The organism is Stenotrophomonas mexicanensis (assembly GCF_032911605.1).
Lineage (GTDB): Bacteria > Pseudomonadota > Gammaproteobacteria > Xanthomonadales > Xanthomonadaceae > Stenotrophomonas > Stenotrophomonas maltophilia_A.
Genome location: NZ_JAWJTG010000001.1, coordinates 25978 through 48156, shown reverse-complemented (window position 1 = coordinate 48156; position 22179 = coordinate 25978). Strand labels below are relative to the sequence as shown.

The following is a 22179-nucleotide window of genomic DNA, read 5'->3' as shown; positions in this document are numbered from 1 at the left end:
CGGCCTTTCTGTTTCATCTGCCCTATCCTTTCCCCATGCCTTCCCACCGCTTCCTCGACTCCCTGCAGTCCATTCCCGCCACCGACTGGGATGCACTGCACGACGGCCGCAACCCCTTCGTCAGTCATGCCTTCCTCTCGGGTCTGGAACAACACGGCTGTCTGCGCGAGGACTGGGGCTGGCAGCCCCGGCACTTCACACTGTGGGAGGGCGACCACCTGATGGGCGCCATTCCGGGTTACCTGAAGACCAACTCCCACGGCGAATTCGTGTTCGACCATGCCTGGGCCAACGCGTATGCCCGTCATGGCCGCGACTACTATCCGAAGTGGCTGGGCGCGGTGCCGTACTCGCCGGTCACCGGCCCGCGGTTGCTGGCCCGTCACGATTCAGAGCGCACCGCATTGCTGTCGGCGTTGCGCGACGCGTTGCCGCCACTGGACGTATCCTCGGCCCATATCAACTTCCACACCGCTGGTGACGAGGCGTTGTTCGGCGATGACTGGCTGCTGCGCGAGGATGTGCAGTTCCAGTGGCAGAACCCGGGCGACTGGGCCACGTTCGAGCAGTTCCTCGGCGCGATGGACCACAAGCACCGCAAGAACATCCGCCAGGAACGCGCCAAGGTCATTCGCCAGGGCATCACCTTCCGCGTGGTGCACGGCGACGAGGCCAGCCGCGCCGACCTGCAGGCGATGTACCGCTTCTACCTGCAGACCTTCCTCGAGTACGGCAATGCCCCGGCACTGACTGAGGCCTTCCTGCGCCATCTGGCGATTTCGCTGGGGCGCGGGCTGGTGCTGTTCCTGGCCGAACAGGACGGCGAGCCGATTGCCGGCGCGCTATGCCTGCGCGGTGGAGACACGCTGTACGGCCGTTACTGGGGCGGCGCCGCGCTGCCCGGCCTGCACTTCGAGGCCTGCTACTACCAAGGCATCGAGTATTGCCTGCGCGAAGGGCTGACCCGCTTCGAGCCGGGCGCACAGGGCGAGCATAAGCTGGCACGCGGCTTCCTCCCGACGCTGGTGCGCAGCCGGCACTGGGTGGCCGATCGGGATTTCGCAGACGCACTGCAGGACTGGTGCCGGCAGGAGCGGCGCGATGTGCGGCGTTACCAGCAGGAGCTGCAAGGGCATGGGCCGTTCCGCGCAGGAACGTAGAGCCGAGCGTGCTCGACCTGGGCGCCGCCAAAAAGCGTGCCAACCAAGGTGGGCACCTACCGGAGCAATAGCGAGAGCTGCGCGCATCGATCTGGCACCTACCAGATCGATGGCGAGGGCGCTGTGCTCAGGTGCACTGCCAGAAGTGCCCGCTCACCTGGCACTTCGCACACCAGAACGTGTAGAGCATGCCGCCGCTGCCCCACAGCAGCGTGCCCTCACCCGTGGTCGGCAGTGTCGAATCCAGCTGCATCACGAACGGCATCTCTTCGCCGCAATCGATGCACGCCGGGTACCACGCACTCTGCACCCAGCTTGGCGCTCCGCCCACACGCGACAGGTTCTGCCGATGATTGGACTGGCCCCAGTCCTGTTGTTGCCAGCGCGCACTGTCCATGGCGACCAGACCCACCTCGGCCTGCATCAGGTCGCCACTGTCGGTGGGTGTGTTCGGCACCTCACGGTGCTGGCTGGGGTGGCAGCTGGGCAGGCCGGCCGCATCATGGCGATAGAAACGCACGGGCGGGTCTTCCCAGCCGCAGCAGTCCAGGCACAGCCCCAGCGTGATCTCGCCCGACGCGCCCGGCTGCAGCGCGGCGGCATCGGTCTGCAGCAGGCGCTGAAGCGGCGCATGGCAGCTGCTACACAGCGCTTCCAGCGGCCCTCCCATCTGCCCAGCATGGTGTACCTGCCCACCATTCCAGGTCGGGTGCAGGCGCCAGGTGCGCTTGCGCCAGCTCGGTTCGTCCGCCTGCTGCGCGCGATGCTGTTCGCGGCCGAAGCGGAAGTGCAATGGCCGCTCGCCATGTAGGCGACGCGGCTGCGGACCTTCGGCGACGCCGGCCCAGTGCGCCCAGACCTCGGCATCCAACCGCCCCCAGTCGACCAGGTAGCCGCGAGCAATGGCGTAGGTCTCGGACTGGGCGGCGAGCAGCAGCGCCCTGGCCCGCGCCATTTCGCGATCGTCATCGGCTTCGGCCAGGATCTGCGCCCAATGCGCGGCCGTCGCGCTGGGCAGGCCCTGCCAGACCTGCGCGGCCAACTGCACCTCATCCTCACTGGCGACCGCCAGCAATGCCTCCCAATCGTCCTGCAGCACCTGCGGCGCCTGATAGCTGGCGAACTCCATCACGCTCGTCAACACGTCACCGCGCTCGCCCGCGCGATAGCGGCGCCACGCGTCGGCCGCGACCGCGGGCACCGCGTCATCCGGCAGCAGGTCCAGTGCCATGTCGAGGAAGGCCGAGCTCGGCGAAGGCCGCGCCAGCGCCTGCAGCATCAACTCTCCCAGTTGACGCGGCTGTTCAGTGGCCATCGACAGCAGCATGCCTTGGCTGTCGTTGCGCGTGCGCGGGGCGTCATGCAGGTCGAGGATGGCGCTGATCGAGTCACTCATTCGGAGGCTCCTTGCCGGTGAATAGTGATGGTGCCAGACATCACGAATCACCACGACGAATACAATGGCCCCATGACCCGCCAGCTGCCCTGGCGCCTGGCCGATGCGCCGGACGCCCCCTTCCCTCCGGCCGAGACCGCACTGCGCCAGCCCGATGGCCTGCTGGCGGTGGGCGGCGACCTGCATCCGGTGCGTCTGCTCAATGCCTACGCCGGCGGTATCTTTCCGTGGTTCAGCGAGGGCGAGCCAATCCTGTGGTGGTCGCCGGACCCGCGCATGGTGTTCCGCACCGACGGCGTGCACCTGTCCAGCCGCTTCCGCCGCCAGCTGCGCAGCAGCACGTGGGAGGTCACCGCCGACACCGCCTTCAGTCGTGTGATGCGCGCCTGCGCCACGGCACCTCGGCCCGACCAGGACGGTACGTGGATCAGCCCGGCGATGGTCGAGGCATACAGCCAGCTGCACGACCTTGGCTTCGCCCATTCCTTCGAAGTCTGGGATCGGCAGACACTGGTCGGCGGCATCTATGGCGTCGCGATCGGTGCCATGTTCTTCGGCGAGAGCATGTTCAGTGGCGCCAGTGGCGGCTCCAAGATCGCCCTGGCCGCGTTGGCAGCCACCCTGCGTAGCTGGGGCTGGGAACTGATCGATGCCCAGGTCGAAAATCCGCACCTGCTGCGGATGGGTGCCGAACACCTGCCGCGCGCGGACTTCCTGGAGCACGTCCGCCAGGCCGTACACCGTGACGGCCGTGAAGGCCCCTGGACCCAGGCGGTAGGACGCTTGCCAGCACAGCGTTTGGCCGGGGGTTAACACAAACTTTGCAAGCCGGGCCCATCACGCGTAAAATACCGCGCCTTAGGCCCAGCGTGGCCGTTTTCTGAACCGCACAGGACTACATGTCGAAAGACGATTCCATCGAGTTCGAGGGCACCGTCAGCGAGACGCTGCCGAACACCACTTTCCGCGTTCGTCTGGAAAATGGGCACGAAATCATCGCCCACATCTCCGGCCGCATGCGCAAGAACTACATCCGCATCCTCACCGGTGACCGGGTCAAGGTTGAAATGACCCCGTACGACCTGACCAAGGGTCGTATCACCTACCGCATGAAGTAAGCGGTCGGCGCATTGCGCCACTCCGACAGGGCCGGCCTCGCTGCTGGCCCTTTGTCGTGCGCGGAAGAAAGCGACCGGCACCGGGACCGCTCGATTTTCGTCCCTGTCCGAAATACCGCATCGCGCCGCGACTCTAGAATCAACGCGTTCTTCACAGAAGGCGTTGCGCGCATGACCTACCTGATCGTCCTGGACCCCCAGTCCGTCACCAGCCGCTGCTACGCCAGCAAGGGCCCGGACGGCACCTGGTTCGGCCAGCCCTGCCTGGTCTGCACCAGCATGGACGCCTCGCACCCGCTGTACCTGGCCGTGCAGCGCGAGATTCCGCATATGGGCAGCACCCTCAAGCAGCGCCTGCACATTCCGCACGAGGCGGTTGCCTTTGTCATCGAAGACGGCGGCGACCAGGGGCGCCAGCAGGGATTCCGTTCGATCGCGGCCTGAGGCGCCAAAGGTCATCGTGACCGATCTCACCGTGGCTTCGGTCAGCCCTGCTTGCGGCAGATTCGCATTTGCAGCGGCGGCGGCATCTTGGGATCCGATCCAGTCCGGATCGCTGCCCCCTGCCCCGCCATGAACCTGTCTTCCCTGCTCATCCCCCTGGCTTTGTCCGCCGTCACCCTGCTGGCGTCGTCCGCCCATGCCGCCGACACCGCGCCGGCACAGTGCGTATCACTGACCGGCGAACAACAGATCGTTCGCGCCGGCGCCGACAAGAACATCCTGCTTCGCTCCGGCGAAGACCACTATGTTGTGCATTTCCGCAACAGCTGCCCTTCTGCCGTACTGGCCACCCGCCTCGGCTTCAAGACCGACGGCAAAGAAGCTGACGAGCTGTGCAGCGAGGGCCGAAGCGCACTGGACACCGGTCGCGGCAGCTGCGAGGTTGCACGCATCGAGCCGATCGATGCCGAGCGATTCAAGCGTGAGGCGCGCCGCCGCAGCCGCTGACCCCAGACAGGACAAGGGCGGCCGAAGCCGCCCTTGTCGCCATACACGTCAACGCGTCGCGGCAACCAGCGACAACACTCTCGGTTGCGCGCGCTGCCGTGCCAACCAGAGATCGTAGCTGGATTGCAGCCCCATCCAGAAAACCGCAGTACTCACCCCCGCCATCTCAAGGCGGATGGCCAGGTCAGGACTGATGCCCGCCTTGCCGTTCAGAACCCGCGAAAGGGCTACCCGCGACATTGCCAGGCGCTCGGCCGCTTCGGTCACAGACAGATCCATTGGATCAAAGACCATTGCCTTGATCGCCTGCCCGGGATGCGGATGGTGATGAATCATGCGCGGCCTCAGTGATAGTCCAGGTAATCCAGCAGCTCCACGTCGCTGCCGGCGAAACGGAAGGTAATCCGCCAGTTTCCATTGACCCATACAGACCAATGCCCTTTCAGGCCGCCCCGGAGCTTATGCAGACGCAATCCAGGCATGGCCAGATCCTCAGGACCCGAAGCAACATCCAGGATCGACAGGATCAACAACACCTTGCTGGCGTGACTGTGGCGGATTCCACTGCTACTGCCGGAACGGTAGAGCCGCTCGAGGCCCCTGTGGCGAAAACCGATGATCATCACTGTATCCTGTATCGTTTCGCGATACAAACAGGGCAACACCCTATCGCGACCAGAAGACAGCATTGGCACCTCCGTTCCGTTCAAGCAAGGCCGCGGACGACAGTCCCACTGGAAATGACAAGGGCGGCCGAAGCCGCCCCTTTCATTTCCAGGCCTTCACGTCAAGCCTATGGCATCAGCTCATTCCACCGTGACCGGCAGCAGCCGCTCCGGCTCGGCCTGGGTCTCGACCACCAGCTCGTCGTCGCGGACGTCGATACTGACCTTGCCACCGTTGACCAGCTTGCCGAACAACAGCTCGTCGGCCAGCGGACGCTTGATCTTGTCCTGGATCACGCGGGCCATCGGGCGGGCACCCATCAGCGGGTCGAAACCATGGTGGGCCAGCCAGTCGCGCGCGGTCGGGGTGGCCGACAGGCTGACGTGCTTGTCCTGCAGCAGCATCTCCAGCTCGATCAGGAACTTGTCGACCACGCGCAGGATGTGCTCGAAGCCCAGCGCCTGGAACTGCACCACCGCGTCGAGGCGGTTGCGGAATTCCGGGGTGAAGCTGCGGCGGATGGTCTCCATCGCGTCGGTGGCATGGTCCTGCTTGGTGAAGCCGATCGAACGCCGCGAGGCCTGCGCCGCACCGGCATTGGTGGTCATCACCAGCACTACGTTCTTGAAGTTGGCCTCGCGACCGTTGGTATCGGTCAGCACGCCGCGATCCATCACCTGCAACAGGATGTTGAAGATGTCCGGGTGCGCCTTCTCGATCTCATCCAGCAGCAGCACGCAGTGCGGCGTCTTGACGATCTTCTCGGTCAACAGGCCGCCCTGGTCAAAGCCGACGTAGCCCGGAGGCGCACCGATCAGGCGGCTGATCGAATGTGGCTCCATGTACTCGGACATGTCGAAGCGGACCAGTTCGATGCCCAGCTGCAGCGCCAGCTGCTTGGTCACCTCGGTCTTGCCGACACCGGTCGGGCCGGCGAACAGGAAGTTGCCGATCGGCTTTTCCGGGTTGCCCAGGCCCGAACGGGCCAGCTTGATCGCCGAGGACAGCGTCTCGATGGCCGGGTCCTGGCCGAAGATCACCATCTTCAGGTTGCGCTCCAGGTGCTGCAGCACATCCTTGTCGGTGGCGCTGACCTGCTTGGTCGGGATACGCGCCATCTTGGCGACGATCGCCTCCACTTCCTCGACGTCGATCAGTTCCTTGCGCTGGCCTTCCGGCAGCAGGCGTTGGCGGGCGCCCGCCTCGTCGATCACGTCGATGGCCTTGTCCGGCAGCAGGCGGTCGCCGATGTGCTTCATCGACAGGTCCACCGCAGCCTGCAGCGCCTCGTCGGAATAGGTCACACCGTGGTGCAGCTCGTACTTGGACTTCAGGCCCTGCAGGATCTCGTAGGTCTCGCCGACGGTCGGCTCGACGATGTCGATCTTCTGGAAGCGGCGGGCCAGCGCCCGGTCCTTCTCGAAGATGCCACGGTACTCCTGGAAGGTGGTCGAGCCGATACAGCGCAGCTCACCGGACGCCAGCGCCGGCTTGATCAGGTTGGAGGCATCCATGGTGCCGCCCGACGCCGAGCCGGCACCGATGATGGTGTGGATCTCGTCGATGAACAGCACCGCATTGGGCACCTTCTTCAGCGCGGTCAGCACGCTCTTCAGGCGCTTCTCGAAGTCGCCGCGGTACTTGGTGCCAGCCACCAGCGCGCCCAGGTCGAGCGAATAGATCACCGCATCGGCCAGAACGTCGGGCACCGAGCCCTCGACGATGCGGCGGGCCAGGCCCTCGGCGATGGCGGTCTTGCCTACGCCCGCCTCACCCACGTACAGCGGGTTGTTCTTGCGGCGGCGGCACAGGACCTGGATGGTGCGCTCGATCTCGTCGGCTCGACCAACCAACGGGTCGATGCGACCGGCCCGGGCCTGTTCGTTGAGGTTGCTGGCGAACTCGGTCAGGGCATCACCCTTCGGCTCGCCCTCCCCGCCTTCGATGCGGCCTTCGCCCTCGGAGGAGGACGACGGCTGCTCGCCTTCCTCGCCCAGCTTGGCGATGCCGTGGGACAGGTAATTGACCACATCCAGCCGGGTGACATCCTGCTGGTTGAGGTAGTAGACGGCGTGCGAGTCCTTCTCGCCGAAGATGGCGACCAGCACATTGGCGCCGGTGACCTCCTTCTTGCCCGAGGACTGCACGTGGTAAACGGCCCGCTGCAACACGCGCTGGAAGCCCAGGGTCGGCTGGGTATCGCGGCCGTCATCTTCGGCCAGGCGGGACACGGAGGCCTCGATGGCCTGCTCCAGCTCCTGGCGCAGGCGTTCGGCGTCGGCGCCACAGGCCTTCAGTACAGCCTGGGCGGACGGGTTGTCGAGCAGTGCCAACAGCAGGTGTTCGACCGTCATGAACTCATGCCGGGCCTCACGGGCGCGCTTGTAGCACTGGCCGATGGTGTGTTCGAGGTCTTTGCTGAACATGGATTACTCCGGCGGCAGATGGGGACAATATGCGGCCTGACTACGCGATTTCCATCACCCTAGCGGATTGCTGCGTTCAGATGGCGTTATCAGTGCGAATCGATTGATCTTCATTCACTCCAGGACAGCCCACCCAGCATGAGCGAACCCTACCTGAGCCGCTGGCGATTGCGGCGTGATGGCGCAGCCATCGAAACGCCCCATGCCCGGCTCTGGCCGGTGCTGACCGCCGCCGGCGCGCCGGCCATGCTGAAGATCAGCAGCGAAACCGAAGAGCAGAACAGCCATCGCCTGCTGCGTTGGTGGGACGGTGACGGCGCCGCCCGCCTGCTGGCCCACGAGGGGCCGGCGATCCTGATCGAACGTGCCGGCGGCGACTCGCTGCGGCAACGCTCGATCGAGGGCGACGATGACACCTGCACCACGGTCCTGTGCCAGGTCCTGCAGCGGCTGCACCGGCCACGGGGCGCACCGCCAGCGGAACTGGTCTGCCTGCGAACATGGTTCGCCGACCTGCTGCAGCCAAGGGCTGCGCTGCAGCCACTGCTGGAACAGTGCAGATCGCTGGCGGAGGGACTGTTGCAGCAGGAACAGGAGATCCGGCCGCTGCACGGCGACCTGCACCACGACAACGTGCTGGATTTCGGCGCGCGCGGCTGGTTGGCGATCGACCCGAAGCGGCTGCTGGGCGACCGCGCGTTCGATTACACGACGATGTTCAGTAATCCGGACCTGTGCGGCCCCGGCATCCATGTGGCCACCCGGCCTGAGCGGTTTGCCACCCGGCTGGAACAGGTCGGCGCGCTGGCGGGCCTGGAACGCACGCGCCTGCTGCGCTGGATCGCAGCCAGCGCGGGGCTGTCAGCGGTGTGGTTCCGGGATGATGGCGACCCCGCCGAAGTCGACGAGGCGGTGGCGAGAATGGCGCTGGAGGCGTTGGCGGAGGGCTGATCCCGCGCTCTGGTAGATGCCCACCTTGGTGGGCACGCCCCATCCACTATCGATACAGGCCCCTGCCTTGGTAGGTGCCCACCTTGGTGGGCACACCGGGTCCGGAGTCGATGTGCCCGGACGAAAACCGTCAGCCGGTCAGGCCTTTTCCATCGTGCACAGCAGCGGGTGCTGGTTCATCCGCGAGTACTCGTTGACCTGGGCGACCTTGGTCTCGGCCACTTCGCGGGTGAACACCCCGCACACGCCGCGGCCACGGGTATGGACGTGCAGCATCACCTGCGTGGCCTTGTCCAGGTCCATGCTGAAGAACTGCTGCAGCACGTCCACCACGAAATCCATCGGGGTGTAGTCGTCGTTGAGCAGCATCACCTGGTAGAACGGCGGCGGCGCCACTTCCGGGCGCGCGGGCTCCACGGCAACGCCGTGCTCGTGATGGGAATCGGGGGAAGACTCATGGGGCATCTGCCCATTATAGAGGCACGGGCCAGCCTGCGTCGGCCTGCCGCAGATTGGACGGCACGCACGCCCACCGTCACAATTGCACCCTCTCTCAACACTGTTTCACAGGATCTTCATGAAAAGGACCCTTCTTCCCGCCCTGCTGATCGCCCTGGCCGCCGCCGGCTCCGCCGCCGCCGAGACCCAGGCCGACAAGGCCGTGGCCCACCACCTGGACAAGCTGGGCTATACCTACGAGGTCGACGAGGACGGCGACTACCGCATGGTGTTCGACGTCGAGGGTGACCGCACCCAGATGGTCTACGTGCGCTCGTCGGTGGAAGATTTCGGCACCCACAACATCCGCGAAATCTGGTCGCCGGCCTACAGCGCCAAGACCAAGCAGTTTCCGGTGGCCGTGGCCAACCGCCTGCTGGAAGATTCGCAGGACGCCAAGATGGGTGGCTGGGTGAAGCAGGACACCACCGCCATGTTCGTAGTCAAGATCGACGCCGATGCAACGGCCGACCAGCTCAGCGACGCCATCGATGCGGCCATCCGCACCGCCGACGCCATGGAGCTGGAACTGACCAAGAAGGACGAGTTCTGAGTTGAACACCACGCCGGACCCGCGCTGGGCACCGCACGCCACTGTCGCCACCGTGGTGGTCGACGGTGGCCGCGTGCTGCTGGTCGAGGAGACCATCGACGGCCGCCAGGTGCTGAACCAGCCGGCCGGCCACCTCGAGCCGGGCGAAAGCCTGGCCGAGGCAGCCCTGCGCGAGACCCGCGAGGAAACCGGCTGGACGGTGCAGCTGATCCACTTCATCGGCTGCTACCAGTGGACGGCCGGCGACGGCACCACCTTCCTGCGCTTCTGCTATGCGGCGCGTCCGGTCTCGCACGACCCGGCGCAGCCGCTGGACACCGGCATCGATCGCGCGCTGTGGCTGACCCCGGCCGAGCTGCAGGCCGCCACGGAGCACCTGCGCAGCCCGCTGGTCTGGCAGGTGGTGGCTGATTTCCTGGGTGGCCAGCGCCATCCGCTTTCGCTGGTCCGGGAGGTCGCATGAGCACTCCGCGCGTGATGGTGGGCGTCTCCGGTGGCGTCGACTCCTCGGTCGCTGCCTGGCGGCTGGTGCAGCAGGGCGAAGCCGTGGCCGGCCTGTTCATGCAGAACTGGGCCGACGACGGCAGCGGCGAGTGCCGCGCCGAGGACGACCGCCGTGATGCGGTGGCCGTCTGCGGCCTGCTCGGTATCCCGTTCCACTTCCGTGATTTCTCCAGCGAGTACTGGCAGGGTGTGTTCGAGCACTTCCTGGCCGAGTACGCGGCCGGCCGCACCCCGAACCCGGACGTGCTGTGCAACCGCGAAGTGAAGTTCAAGCACTTCCTGGATGCCGCCCGCGAGCTGGGCGCCGAACGCATTGCCACCGGCCACTACGCGCGCGTGGCCCAGCGCGGCCACCAGTGGCTGCTGCTGCGTGGTGCCGACCGCTCCAAGGACCAGAGCTACTTCCTGCACCAGCTGGGCCAGGCGCAGCTGGCGGCCACCCTGTTCCCGATCGGCGACCTGGAAAAGACCGACCTGCGCCGGATCGCGCGTGACGTCAGCCTGCCGACCCACGCCAAGAAGGACTCCACCGGCATCTGCTTCATCGGTGAGCGCGACTTCCGCGAGTTCCTCGGCCGCTACCTGCCGGCCAAGCCCGGGCAGATCCTGGACCCGGCCGACGGCAGTGTGATCGCCGAGCACCCAGGCGTCTTCTATTTCACCCTGGGCCAGCGCGAGGGCCTGAACATCGGCGGCGTGCGTGGCCGCCCGGCCGCGCCGTGGTACGTGGTTGGCAAGGACGTGGCCAGCAACGTGCTGTACGTCGACCAGGATCGCGACAGCACGTGGATGCTGTCCAACCGCCTGCGCTCGGAGACCGCGCACTGGATTGCCGGCGCGCCGCCGGCACGACGCTTCGAATGCACCGCCCAGACCCGCTACCGCCAGCCCGACGAGCCGTGTACGGTCGAGGTGCTGGACGATGGCAGCGTGCTGGTCACCTTTGCGCGCCCGCAGCGCGCCGTTACTCCCGGTCAATCACTGGTGCTGTATGACGGTGATGTGTGCCTGGGTGGCGCGGTGATCGCCGCCACCGATGCGCCGCTGGAACAGCGCCTGCGCACCACCCCTTCCCCTTTTGAGGTAATCGCTGCATGAGTTTCACTGTCGACGACCGCGTCCTGGCTTTGGCCGGCATTGCCCAGGCCCTGCAGCAGGTACGCCGCATCGCCGATACCGGCCATTCCGACGCCGCCGCCGTGCGCACCGCCGTGGACAGCGTGTTCCGCGTCGATGCCTCTTCGCCGCAGGAGGTGTTCGGTGACCGCAATGCATTGAAGGCTGGGCTGCGCCTGCTGCACAACTACTTCCGCAGCCAGGGCCAGGACCCGATCCTGCCCAAGCTGGCCCTGTCGGTGCTGCAGCTGGAGCGCCGCTTCGTGCAGGACGGCGCCACCGTGAACAAGGTCGCCTCGGGCATCGAACGCGCCCAGCGCCAGGCCGTCGAGCTGGGCGACAGTGGGCACCCGGACGTGCTGGCCAACCTGGGTGGCCTGTACGCCGACACCATCAGCCACCTGAAGCCGCGGGTGATGGTGCAGGGCAACCCGCATTACCTGGGCCAGGCCGGTGTGGTCGCAGAGATCCGCGCCCTGCTGCTGGCCGCGGTGCGCTCGGCGGTGCTGTGGCGGCAGCTGGGCGGCAGCTACTGGGACTTCCTGTTCAGCCGCAAGGCGATGATCGAGGCCGTGGACCGGCAGCTGGCCTGAGCCCCATGGGGTCGGATCCTTTTCCGGCAAGGAAAGGGCTCTGACCCCGAAGCCGCCGAGGCGTCGGAAAACCGGCGCATTCAGAATGCACTTCGAGGCATTTCGACGTTAAAGAGAAAGGGGGTACGGCCGATACATCCTCCGTGCACCTCCCGAGAACGTCCATGTACTCACGCATTTTCATCCGTCTGGCCGCCCCCCTGGCTCTGACCCTGCTGCTCCCCTTCGCCATCGGTTTCGAATGGCCGGCCGCCCTGCGCTGGGCGATCCTGACCACGATGACGCTGAGCTGGCTCGGCTTTGCGTGGTGGACCACCCGCGCCCAGGCGCACCGTTCCCCAGAACATGCCCGCGTCCTGCGTGAGCAGGACCAGCTGCTGACCGAGCTGCGCAACTTCGTCGGCAACGAAATCGACGGTTCGCGTGGCGAAGTGGAACGCGCCCGTGACCTGATCCGCCAGGCGGTCTCCAGCCTGGGCGGCAGCTTCGACGCCATGAACCGCAAGTCGCGCCAGCAGAGCCAGGCCCTGTCGCGCATCGTCGATCGTGCCGGTGATGAAGGCAATGCCGGCCTCGACGTTGCCCGTTTCGCCCAGCACGCCAGCAACCGCATGGAACAGCTGGTGGAAGCATTGGAACAGGTGAGCGGCCAGAGCAGCACCACCGTGCAGCACATCGACCAGATGGCGCAGCACCTGGATGGCATCTTCGCGCTGCTGGAAGACGTCAAGTCGATCGCCGACCAGACCAACCTGCTGGCGCTGAACGCCGCCATCGAAGCCGCGCGTGCCGGTGAAGCCGGTCGTGGCTTCGCGGTGGTCGCCGACGAAGTGCGCAACCTGTCCGAGCGCTCGACCACCTTCAACGAGCAGATCCGCAAGCTGGCGCACAGCTCCAAGGACGCCATCGCCAAGGTGCGCGAGACGGTCTCGCACATGGCCTCGCGTGACATGGACCGCTCCCGCGAAGCGCGCCAGGAGGCGGCGGCGATGCTCGATAACGTCGCGCAGATCAATGCGTCGCTGGGTGATGGCATGCGCGAAGTCTCCGACTGCGCCCGTTCGATTGATGGCAGCGTGGCCGAGGCCGTGCGCGCCCTGCAGTTCGAGGACATCGCCACCCAGGCGCTGGGCGGCGTGCACACCCACCTGGACCGCCTGACCGCGATCAACCGCGAAGCGGTGGCCCTGCAGGAACTGCTGCACCGCAATGGCGGCGTGTTCGACGAAGAGATCGCCACCGCCCTGCAGCGCACCGGCAACCGCCTGCGCGAACTGCGCAGCGAATGGGAACGCCCGCCGCACAAGCCGGTTGCCCAGCAGAGCATGGGCGCCGGCACCGTCGAGCTGTTCTGATCCTGATGTCCGCTGCCGCCGCCGGCAGCCCGCAAGGCCCCGGTTCGTCCGGGGCCCGTGCCGGTAACCCGCCGTTGGATGCATCCTGTACACGCACCATGACCCTGATCCGCGCCCTGCCATCCCTCGCCGACACCGAGCGCCCGCGCAACGCGAGCGTGCGTGAGCAGCTGCAGCAGCTGGAAGAGGTGGCCCGCGAGGAGATCCGCGAACTGCAGCAGCTGGCCGATGCGCGCCCTGCCCTGTCCCGCACGGACGACACGCTGCTGGGTCTGGCGTGGGACCTGGGGTTGGATGGGGAAGCCTTGAGGTAGATCCACGCCATGCGTGGATGGTCTTCACCACCACCCGCTCCAAACCCATGGCATGATCCGCCCATGCCACCTACGGCTGGACACGGAGTGTCGTCGCATGAGCACCACGTTCATGACCTGGCTGGGATTTGCTGTGATGGTGCTCATCGCGGTCACCTTCACCTGGCGCCCCGCCTACGCCACTTTGCGGCCACCCCGGCATAGACCTGTCGCATTCCTGTTCGGCAGCCTGCTCTTCATGCTGATGGCCTTTCTATTTGCCTGGGCGCCGGCAACTGCCATCAACACCGGGCATGTTCATCTGAGCCATCACCGCTCCGGCACCATTGATGCATGGCGGGACATCGAGCCGATGACCTTCTGGCTGATCATCGTCGCGGAGTACGCGTTCGGGCTGTTGATCGCCAGCTATTCCATTGCAGGCATCGCATTGATGAAACGGTAGATCCACGACTTTCGGGGATGGACGCCGCGATCTCTGCAACCTCTGCGTTGCCTGTCGCCTTTTAGGATTTATTGCATAGCCGGAGGAAGGGGACGAGGACACACTGCCCACTCCCCCTGTCTCCTCTGGCCTCTGCATGACGTTCAATCTGGAAGAAGCCCGCGAGGCTTTTGAGCAATTCCTGATGCTGATGGACGGCCAGATAGAATGGCTGGTCGCGCAGGCTCAAACGCATGGCATTGAACTGGATAGCAGCCCCGAAAGCCTCGACAGGCTGGAACGCCTCCATGACTTGATGGCAGCCACGCTGTCTGAGGACGAGCGGGACTCTCTGAGGGTCGTGTTCGCCCGATATCTAGGGGAGACCGTCAGGCTGGTACACGGTGGGAAGTGGGCCCTGCCACTTGATGACCCTAAGGACATCCACTTCAACAGGCCCGTCATCATGGGGCACTCACGCTACCCCCTGTGTGAATTCAGTCCCATCCATGCGATACGCGCCTACTCGCTTCGCCGCCGCCCGGGGCTGATCAGAAGCATCGTAGCCAGCAGCGTCAACCCGCAGATCCTGGACCTAAGCGATCTGGCGGAAAAGGATTGAGCCAAGTCGATCCGGCAAGGCATGTGACCTGTTGCTCGTACTCGAACCCGCAGTGCTAGCGCCGGCCATCCCCATGGCATGATGCGCCGGTCCCGTTCATGGAAGACCGATGGCCATCGCCCTGATCGCCGTGCTGTTGATCGAAGTCCTGCTGCTGGTCCTCTGGGCGCCGTTCTTCTTCCGCACCGGCATCGTCCTGTTCAATCAGCGCATCGCCGCTACGCCCGCAGAGCTGGCGCAGCTTTCGCTAGCCGGGTTGGAGCATGATCTGCCGGCCGATACCTGGCTGCGCCTGGTATTCCGCGCGCTGCCGGACGGCAGTGTCGCCTTTCGCGAGAGCTTCACGCCGAGCTTTGCCGGTCGCTACTTTCCGCTGATGCGCGGGCGGGTGATGATCGACGCGCGACGCAGGGAGGTGCGGGTGGTCGGGCGGTGCAGCTGGTTCGCGCTGGGCCTGACACTGATGCTGGTGCCCATCATCCTGGTCCGCCCGGCTGCCTCGCCAATGCTGGTGGCCCTGCTGCTGTTCTACATGGGCTATTTCATCCAGCGCCGACGCTATGCACATGTGGTGGAAGCAGTGCGCGCACGGCTTCGCTCCGAATTTCCGCAGCGAATGGTTGCCGCATCGCAGTAGATCCACGCCATGCGTGGATGATCGCGAGCACCGGCATTCGTGTCGACCAAGGTCGACACCTACCAGAGCGGTGCGTCGGCGTACGGCGATCCCGCCGGGCATGGCCCGGCGCCAGCCTCAGCGCGCCAGCACGACCTCGCTGGCAGCGTCGGTGCGCCCGGGCGCGGCGTGCTGCTGGCGCAGCCACTGCGCCAGGTCGCGCGGGCTGAGCGGGCGCGAGTACAGGTAGCCCTGGATCTCGTCGCAGCCCTGGCGACGCAGCATATCTTCTTCCTGATGCGTTTCCACGCCCTCGGCCACCACCTTCATTCCCAGCGCGTGGCCCAGGTGCACGATGGCCTGGGTGACTTCGGCCGTGCCTGAGTCATGCAGCATGCCCTGCACGAAACTGCGGTCGATCTTCAGGCGCCCCACCGGGAAACGGTTGAGGTAGTTCAGATTGGAGAAGCCGGTACCGAAATCATCCACCGCCAGCGGCACGCCATGCCGTTCCAGCACGTCGAAGCAATGGCGCAGGATGTCGGTGTCACGGATCAGCGCCGACTCGGTCAGCTCCAGCTCCAACCGCTGCGGCGGCCAGCCGTGGGCATGGCAGATCTCGATCACACGTTCGGCAAAACCGCGGTCGCGCAGCTGCACCGCCGATACATTGACCGCGATGCGGTCGAAACACAGGCCGGCCCGGTCCCAGGCGATCGCCTGGCGGCAGGCTTCATTCAGTACCCAGTCGCCGATGCGCACGATTTCGCCGCACTTCTCTGCAATCGGAATGAACTCGGCCGGGCTGCAGTAGCCGATGCCGGGACGATGCCAGCGCAGCAGTGCCTCGACCGCTGGTGGCTCGCCCTGGTGCGCATGCAGCAGCGGCTGGTAGGCCAGGCTGAACTCTTCGCGTTCGATCGCCCCGTGCAGGGCATGCTCCAACTCGAGCTTGCGCTGGATGCGGGCCAATGCGTCCTGGCTGTAGTACTGGTAGGTGTTGCGCCCCGCTTCCTTGGCCGCGTACATCGCGGCGTCGGCGGCACGCAGCAGTGAATCGAAATCGGTCTGGGCATCGCCCAGCATCGCGATGCCGACGCTGGCACCGACCTTCAACGTGGTCTCACCACGCCGCAGTGGCTCGGCCAGCGAGGCAATCAGCTTGCGGGCGACATGACCCGCATCTTCCGGCTCGGCCAGGTCGCGCAGCACAACGATGAACTCATCGCCACTGAAGCGGCCAAACAGGTCGTTGTTGCGCAGGTTCTGGTGCAGGCGGGTGGCGGCGGCCTTCAGCAGCGCATCACCGGTGGCATGACCGAAGCTGTCATTGATGGTCTTGAAGCCGTCCAGGTCGATGAACAACATCGCCAGCGAGGTGCCGCGGTCGCGCGCTTCCTCGATGGCTTCTGCCGTCTGCTCGCCGAGCAGCACACGATTGGGCAGACCGGTGAGCAGATCGTAGTGCGCCAGCAGCTCGATGCGCTCGTTGGCCTCGCGCTCGCGGGTGATGTCACGGAACAGCACCACGAACCGAGGCGGCAGGCCGTCACGGCGATCCAGCTCGATCAGCACCTGCACCCACACGCGCAGGCCTGACTGGCGATAGAAGCACAGGTCCAGCTGTTCCGGCAGTCCACCCGCAGCGATCCGGCCCAGCGCCGCCTCGAAGGCATTGCGCGAATCCTCGGTGTACAGCGCCAGCGCCTGATCGAGGGTGATCGGCTCCTTGCGCAGGCCGTGGATGCGGTAGCACTCCTCGGTCCACTGCATGTGCCGGGTCTGCACTTCGATCTCGCAGCCGCCGATGCGGCCCAGCGCGGAAACACGGTTGAGCAGTTCGGTACGCCAGCGGATCAGTGCATCGGTCTGGTGCTGCTCGGTGATGTTCTGCACCTGGCCGAGCAGTCGCTTGGGCTGGCCATCCATGTCCAGCAGCGGCTGCATCCATAGCCGCAGATGCTGCGACGGTTCGTTGCCGCGGGTCAGTTCCAGTTCGATGTTGGCGGCCCGGCCGTCGCGCCACAAGCGTCGCCATGCTGCGCGTAGCGCACCACGCGAGCGCGGATGCAGCTGCTTCAGCCAGCGCCGCTGGCCGGGTACGGCCCCCTGCTCCAACGACAGCAGCGAACGCAGCTCCGGCGACCACCAGAAATGACCGCTGTTGGGGTCGAACGACCAGCTGCCCATGCTGGCGATGCGCTGGGCCTCGCTCAGGTGCAGCTGCTGTTCCTGAAGCAGCCCTTCCAGCTGCTTCTGCTGTTCGATATCGGTATGCGTGCCGACCATGCGCAGCGGCTGGCCATCGGCGGTGCGCGCGACCACGCGGCCGCGGTCCAGTACCCAACGCCACTGGCCATCGGCCTGGCGGAAACGGAACTGTACGCTGTACTGCTCGCTCAAGCCACGCAGATGCTCATCCAGTGCAGCCCGCACCTGTGCGATGTCCTCGCTGTGCACGCGGGCCAGAATCTCGGTAGCGGTTTCATCGCCCAGTGCCGGGGTGCGCACCACACGGTCGCTGGGAATGTCCCAGTCCCAGAGGCTGTGGCCAGCACTGTCCAGCGCCAGCTCCCAGCGCCCACCGCCGCCGAGCGGCACCGGCTCGGGAATGCTCAGCGTGAAGGCCAGCAGGTTGCCGGCGCCATCATGCACGGCGCGCAGGTGGCCGTCGTAGTGCCCGTGCGGGCCACCCGGCAGCGTGCAGGCCACGATGCCGCCATCGGCGGCCATCAGGCGCAGATCTTCCAGCATCGGCGCATACGCAGCCACGGTCGCCGGCAGGCCGTGCTCGCGCGCAGCCGGATTGGCCGCCAGCGGGCGGCCCGTGCGGTCGACGATGACCAGCGCCGACGCAAGCGGGTGCTGCAGCAGGCTGGCGATGATCCCTTGGTCCACGCGATCTTGCTCCGGATGACACGCCCGTCAGCGGGGCACGCAGTGGTTAACGGCGCCTGCGGCGGATAATTGAGTGGTCTGGGCGCACCTGCGCGGTAAGATGGCCGGCGCCCCTTTCTTCCGCCCTGTCCATGCCCGCAGAACCGACCGGCAACGCCCCAGTTCCCGACCCGCGGATGGCGCAGGCGCTGAGCCGCGACCGGCGCCGGGTGGTGCTGAGCTACCTGGCGATGGCGCTGGCCTGGATGATCTCCACCGACAGTGCGGTGCAGGCACTGGTGCCCGACCCGCAGCAGGCGGCCTTGTGGCAGGGCCTGAAGGGCTCGTTCTTTGCCCTCGCCAGTGCCGGCCTGCTGTATCTGCTGCTGCGCCCGCTGGCCGAGCATGTGCTGCACACCCATGCACGCCAGCAAGCCTCGGAGCTGCGCCTGCGGCAGATGTTCGAAGGCAACCCCGGCCCGATCCTGGTCTACGACCTGGACACACTGGCGATCCTCGATGCCAATCCGGCGGCCTGTACGGCCTTCGGCTGGGACCGTGACGAACTGCTGGAGCAGACCATCGATTCGCTGTGGCCGCCAGGCCAGGACCTGGCGCTGCAGACCAAGCTGGAAGCGATCCGCGAGGCACCGGAGGAATTGTGCATCCTGCGTACCCAGCTGCAGCTGCGTGACGGCTCGCTGCGGCAGATGGAGCTGCGCTCCAACGCCATCAGCTATGACGGCCACAACGCCCGCCTGCTGATTGCCATCGACCGCACCGCCGAAGACCTGGCCCAGCTGCGCCGTGACCAGGCGCTGGCGCGGGTGGAGGAAGCCCACGAGCTGGCGCGCATCGGCGCTTGGGAACTGGACCCCTCCACGGGACTTGGCCGCTATTCGAACCAGGTCTATCGCTTGCTCGGTCGCCGCCCGCCCGAGGCGCGGCGCTGGCATCGCTTCGACGAACTGCTGGTGCCGGCAGACCCGGCCACCGCCACCCAGACCGAACAGTTGCTGGCCGAGCTCTGCTCCGGCGATCCCGTGCAGGTGGACGTGCTGTTGCCGTTGCTGTCGATGGATGGGCGCGCCTTGATGGTGCATCTGCGTGCGGCCAGCGGCATCGATGAGGCCGGCCGCAACCGCGTGCTTGGCACCCTGCAGGACGTGACGGAGCGCGAGCAGTCGCGACGCCTGCTGCGCGAGCGCGAGGAACAGTTCCGCGAACTGGTTCGGGTGCTGCCCGACGGCGTGGTGATCCTCTCCGACGAACACGTGCTGTACGCCAACGCCTGGGCCGCCAGCCTGTTCGGCTATGGCAGCCACACCCTGCTGGGCGAACCCCTGTCAGCACTGGTGGACAGCGCCGATCTGGCCCGCGTGCGCAGCCAATTGCGTGCAGGCCAACCACACCTGGGGCCCGGTCACAGCAGCGTGGTGGCGATGCAGCGCGCGGATGGCCGCAGCTTCCATGCCGGCCTGGCGGTGGGCGAAGTGCGTTATGGCGGACGCGACTGCAAGCTGCTGATCGTGCGCGACCTGAGCGATTCCGAACGCACCCGCACTGCACTGGAAACCAGCAACCGTGAGCTGCAGGCGATGGCCGGCCGACTGTTCTCGCTGCAGGAGGATGAGCGCCGCGCGATCTCGCGCGACCTGCACGACGACATCGGCCAGGCGATCACCGCAATCAAGCTGTCCGCCCATGCTGCGCAGGACGAGCATGATCCACAGCGCCGCGCCGAGGATCTGGCGCAGATCGTCAGCCTGGCCGACACCACCGTGGCCAAGCTGCGCGACATCTCCACGCTGCTGCGCCCGCCGCAGCTGGATGCCCTGGGCCTGGAGGCCGCACTGAGCTGGCAGGCACGGGTGCTGTTCCGTTCGTCGCCAGTGGAACTGCTGGCCGAGATCGAACCGCTGCCACAACGTCCTGACAACAGCATCGAGCAGGCCTGCTTCCGCATCGCGCAGGAGAGCCTGACCAATGCCCTGCGCCATGCCCGCGCCAGCCAGGTCCTGCTGCAGCTGCGCGATGTCGGCCAGCGCGGCCTGCACCTGCAGATCCGTGATGATGGCGAGGGCTTCGACCCGGACGGTCCGCGCGGGCTGGGCCTGATCGTGATGCGTGAGCGTGCGCAGAGCGTCGGTGGCCATGTGCGGATCGAATCCGCACACGGCGAAGGCACCCTGATCGACGTACACCTCCCCTACCAGGCGGCCAGCATGGCCGCCGTTGAGTCACCGGACTACTGAGCCTATGTGGAATCCCAACCAGCCCCCGGTCAGCATCGATGATGCGCCTGATCGCCTTGGCGCCGGCAACCCCGAGCTGCAGGCGATGGTCGCCGAGGCGGCCTCGGGCGGCACCGCACTGATGTTGATGCACGTGGACATCGACCACTTCGCCTCGGTCAACGAAAACATGAGCGCCGAGGTGGGTGACCAGGCCCTGGTGCTGGTGGCGCAGCGGTTGCAGTCCTACCTGCGTGGTCGCGGCAAGCTGTGGCGCCACGGCAGCGATGAGTTCCTGATCGCAGTGCCACGCACCGCCGACGTGCCATTGCCGGAGGACTTCGCAGAGGAGATCCGGCAGCAGATGGAGCTGCCGCTGTCGGTGCTGCCGTACACCTTGTTCATGACCGGCAAGCTGGGCGTCAGCCTGTGCCCGGACCATGCCAGCAGCACCTCGCGCCTGCTCGATCACGCCGAAGATGCGCTGTACCAAGCGGCCCGCGAAGGCGGCAACGCGGTGCGCATCCACGCCGTGGATACGCCACCGAGCGCGCACAGCGAAAGCATCATCGCCCGCCAGATCGTGGACGCCATTCCCAATGGTGAGCTGAAACTGCGTTACCAGCCGCTGGTCAGCGCCCGCGATGGCCACGTGGTCGGCATGGAAGCGCTGCTGCGCTGGCAGTCGCCGACGCTGGGCATGCTGGTGCCGGAGCGCTTCATGCGCACGGCAGAGCGGCTGGGCATCATCGTGCAGATCGGCACCTGGGTGCTGGAAGGCGCACTGAAGCAGGCACGCCTGTGGCGCGACCAGGGCTTCGACGACTTCACCATCGCGGTAAATGTCTCCACCCTGCAGCTGCTGCGGCCCAACTTCTTCGCTGAAGTCATGGGCCTGATCCAGGCCGCGGGCGTGCCGGCACAGATGCTGACGCTGGAGATCAACGAAAGCGCGCTGACCAACAACGTCAACTTCGTGCACGAGACGCTGGCCAATCTGCGCAACGAAGGTATCAGCCTGAGCCTGGACAATTTCGGCACCGGCGATTCCAGCCTGAGTGCACTGGTCCGCTACCCGGTGGACAAGCTCAAGATCGACCGCAGCTTCATCAAGAGCGCGCCGGCCGGCAACCGTGAGGCGGCCATCGCCCGCGCGATCGTCGCCATGGGCCATCAGCTGGGCATGACCGTGATCGCCAACGGCGTGGAATCACAGGCCCAGCTGGGCTTCCTGCGCCGCAATGACTGCGATGTGTTCCAGGGCTACCTGTTCGGCGAACCGATGTCGGCCGATGCCGCCGGCATGACCCTGCGCCGCCGCTACCTGCGTCCGGAAGCCTTTGCCGAGACCCGTCCCGACCGCACGCTGCTGCTGCTGGACGACGAAGAAAACGTACTGCGCTCGCTGGTGCGCCTGTTCCGTCGCGACGGCTACCGCATCCTGGCCGCCGGCAACGTGCGCGATGCATTCGACCTGCTGGCAATCAATGACGTGCAGGTGATCCTGTCCGACCAGCGCATGAGCGACATGAGCGGCACCGAGTTCCTGGGCCGGGTGAAGATGCTGTACCCGGACACGATCCGCCTGGTGCTGTCCGGTTACACCGACCTGAACACCGTGACCGACGCGATCAACCGCGGTGCGATCTATCGCTTCCTGACCAAGCCGTGGAACGACGACGAGCTGCGCAAGCACATCCACCAGGCGTTCCGCACCTACGAGGAGCAGCGCCGCAGCAACGCCGGTCCGGCGCCGGTAGAAAGCGGAGATGGCGGCGAGGATCGTCCGCTGCGGTGACCCACAT

Annotated in this window: 23 protein-coding genes; 17 read left to right on the top strand and 6 right to left on the bottom strand. The window is 66.2% G+C overall.

The window, feature by feature from the left end:
* Window positions 1-35: 35 nt before the first annotated feature.
* Window positions 36-1160 (top strand): GNAT family N-acetyltransferase, encoded by a 1125-nt coding sequence (locus tag R1L06_RS00255; RefSeq protein ID WP_317216555.1) that lies wholly within the window; start codon window positions 36-38, stop codon window positions 1158-1160.
* 127 nt (window positions 1161-1287) lie between these two features.
* On the opposite strand, the gene R1L06_RS00250 is transcribed toward R1L06_RS00255, so the two are convergent.
* Window positions 1288-2556 (bottom strand): hypothetical protein, encoded by a 1269-nt coding sequence (locus R1L06_RS00250; RefSeq protein ID WP_317216554.1) that lies wholly within the window; start codon window positions 2554-2556, stop codon window positions 1288-1290.
* A 72-nt stretch (window positions 2557-2628) separates the two neighbouring features.
* Between R1L06_RS00250 and aat the strand changes: the two genes are divergently transcribed.
* The 4 genes from aat to R1L06_RS00230 all read left to right on the top strand — a co-directional run bounded on the left by aat (window position 2629) and on the right by R1L06_RS00230 (window position 4625).
* A complete protein-coding gene (aat, locus tag R1L06_RS00245; RefSeq protein ID WP_317216553.1) occupies window positions 2629-3369 on the top strand; it encodes a leucyl/phenylalanyl-tRNA--protein transferase in 741 nt (246 codons plus the stop codon).
* Window positions 3370-3455: 86 nt separating this feature from the next.
* The gene (gene infA / locus R1L06_RS00240) at window positions 3456-3674 is read left to right on the top strand and encodes a translation initiation factor IF-1 (protein WP_005409596.1); all 219 of its coding nucleotides are present in this window, start codon (window positions 3456-3458) and stop codon (window positions 3672-3674) included.
* Window positions 3675-3845: 171 nt separating this feature from the next.
* The gene (locus tag R1L06_RS00235; protein ID WP_049399363.1) at window positions 3846-4118 is read left to right on the top strand and encodes a hypothetical protein; all 273 of its coding nucleotides are present in this window, start codon (window positions 3846-3848) and stop codon (window positions 4116-4118) included.
* A 129-nt stretch (window positions 4119-4247) separates the two neighbouring features.
* Window positions 4248-4625, top strand: coding sequence for a hypothetical protein (locus R1L06_RS00230; protein WP_032127355.1), 378 nt, complete (start codon window positions 4248-4250; stop codon window positions 4623-4625).
* 48 nt (window positions 4626-4673) lie between these two features.
* Here R1L06_RS00230 and R1L06_RS00225 read toward each other — a convergent pair whose 3' ends face one another.
* The 3 genes from R1L06_RS00225 to clpA form a co-directional block, all read right to left on the bottom strand.
* Complete coding sequence (locus R1L06_RS00225) at window positions 4674-4961, bottom strand: HigA family addiction module antitoxin (RefSeq protein WP_032127356.1); 288 nt, start codon at window positions 4959-4961, stop codon at window positions 4674-4676.
* Window positions 4962-4969: 8 nt separating this feature from the next.
* Window positions 4970-5248 carry a type II toxin-antitoxin system RelE/ParE family toxin gene (locus R1L06_RS00220; protein ID WP_125895706.1) on the bottom strand — a complete coding sequence of 93 codons (279 nt, stop codon included), beginning with the start codon at window positions 5246-5248 and terminating at the stop codon, window positions 4970-4972.
* A gap of 183 nt (window positions 5249-5431) precedes the next feature.
* The gene (gene clpA / locus R1L06_RS00215; protein WP_317216552.1) at window positions 5432-7717 is read right to left on the bottom strand and encodes an ATP-dependent Clp protease ATP-binding subunit ClpA; all 2286 of its coding nucleotides are present in this window, start codon (window positions 7715-7717) and stop codon (window positions 5432-5434) included.
* A 138-nt stretch (window positions 7718-7855) separates the two neighbouring features.
* Between clpA and R1L06_RS00210 the strand changes: the two genes are divergently transcribed.
* The gene (locus R1L06_RS00210; RefSeq protein ID WP_317216551.1) at window positions 7856-8668 is read left to right on the top strand and encodes an APH(6) family putative aminoglycoside O-phosphotransferase; all 813 of its coding nucleotides are present in this window, start codon (window positions 7856-7858) and stop codon (window positions 8666-8668) included.
* A 138-nt stretch (window positions 8669-8806) separates the two neighbouring features.
* On the opposite strand, the gene clpS is transcribed toward R1L06_RS00210, so the two are convergent.
* Window positions 8807-9133: an ATP-dependent Clp protease adapter ClpS gene (gene clpS / locus R1L06_RS00205; RefSeq protein WP_006444529.1), complete on the bottom strand. Its 327-nt coding sequence runs from the start codon at window positions 9131-9133 to the stop codon at window positions 8807-8809.
* A gap of 112 nt (window positions 9134-9245) precedes the next feature.
* On the opposite strand from clpS, the gene R1L06_RS00200 reads away from it, so the two are divergent.
* The 9 genes from R1L06_RS00200 to R1L06_RS00160 all read left to right on the top strand — a co-directional run bounded on the left by R1L06_RS00200 (window position 9246) and on the right by R1L06_RS00160 (window position 15284).
* Window positions 9246-9719 (top strand): hypothetical protein, encoded by a 474-nt coding sequence (locus tag R1L06_RS00200; protein ID WP_317216550.1) that lies wholly within the window; start codon window positions 9246-9248, stop codon window positions 9717-9719.
* Window position 9720: 1 nt separating this feature from the next.
* Window positions 9721-10182, top strand: a complete 462-nt coding sequence (locus R1L06_RS00195) for an NUDIX hydrolase (RefSeq protein WP_317216549.1) — start codon at window positions 9721-9723, stop codon at window positions 10180-10182.
* On the top strand, window positions 10179-11321 hold the full coding sequence (mnmA, locus tag R1L06_RS00190) for a tRNA 2-thiouridine(34) synthase MnmA (protein ID WP_049421942.1): 1143 nt from the start codon (window positions 10179-10181) through the stop codon (window positions 11319-11321). Before R1L06_RS00195 ends, mnmA begins: the two co-directional genes overlap by 4 nt.
* Window positions 11318-11932 (top strand): high frequency lysogenization protein HflD, encoded by a 615-nt coding sequence (hflD, locus tag R1L06_RS00185; RefSeq protein WP_317216548.1) that lies wholly within the window; start codon window positions 11318-11320, stop codon window positions 11930-11932. The genes mnmA and hflD overlap by 4 nt, the downstream gene beginning before the upstream one ends.
* A gap of 164 nt (window positions 11933-12096) precedes the next feature.
* Entirely contained in the window at window positions 12097-13287 is a 1191-nt protein-coding gene (locus R1L06_RS00180; RefSeq protein WP_317216547.1) for a methyl-accepting chemotaxis protein, read from the top strand.
* Window positions 13288-13385: 98 nt separating this feature from the next.
* Window positions 13386-13601, top strand: coding sequence for a hypothetical protein (locus R1L06_RS00175; protein WP_317216546.1), 216 nt, complete (start codon window positions 13386-13388; stop codon window positions 13599-13601).
* A gap of 97 nt (window positions 13602-13698) precedes the next feature.
* Window positions 13699-14046, top strand: a complete 348-nt coding sequence (locus tag R1L06_RS00170; RefSeq protein WP_049399381.1) for a hypothetical protein — start codon at window positions 13699-13701, stop codon at window positions 14044-14046.
* A 136-nt stretch (window positions 14047-14182) separates the two neighbouring features.
* Window positions 14183-14647 (top strand): hypothetical protein, encoded by a 465-nt coding sequence (locus R1L06_RS00165; RefSeq protein ID WP_317216545.1) that lies wholly within the window; start codon window positions 14183-14185, stop codon window positions 14645-14647.
* A 109-nt stretch (window positions 14648-14756) separates the two neighbouring features.
* Window positions 14757-15284, top strand: coding sequence for a hypothetical protein (locus R1L06_RS00160; protein ID WP_317216544.1), 528 nt, complete (start codon window positions 14757-14759; stop codon window positions 15282-15284).
* Between the two features lie 117 nt (window positions 15285-15401).
* Here R1L06_RS00160 and R1L06_RS00155 read toward each other — a convergent pair whose 3' ends face one another.
* Window positions 15402-18161: a bifunctional diguanylate cyclase/phosphodiesterase gene (locus tag R1L06_RS00155; protein ID WP_317216543.1), complete on the bottom strand. Its 2760-nt coding sequence runs from the start codon at window positions 18159-18161 to the stop codon at window positions 15402-15404.
* A gap of 131 nt (window positions 18162-18292) precedes the next feature.
* Here R1L06_RS00155 and R1L06_RS00150 point away from each other — a divergent pair, with 131 nt between their 5' ends.
* Window positions 18293-20395, top strand: coding sequence for a sensor histidine kinase (locus R1L06_RS00150; protein WP_317216542.1), 2103 nt, complete (start codon window positions 18293-18295; stop codon window positions 20393-20395).
* Window positions 20396-20399: 4 nt separating this feature from the next.
* Window positions 20400-22172 carry an EAL domain-containing protein gene (locus R1L06_RS00145; RefSeq protein WP_317216541.1) on the top strand — a complete coding sequence of 591 codons (1773 nt, stop codon included), beginning with the start codon at window positions 20400-20402 and terminating at the stop codon, window positions 22170-22172.
* The last annotated feature ends 7 nt before the right edge of the window (window positions 22173-22179 follow it).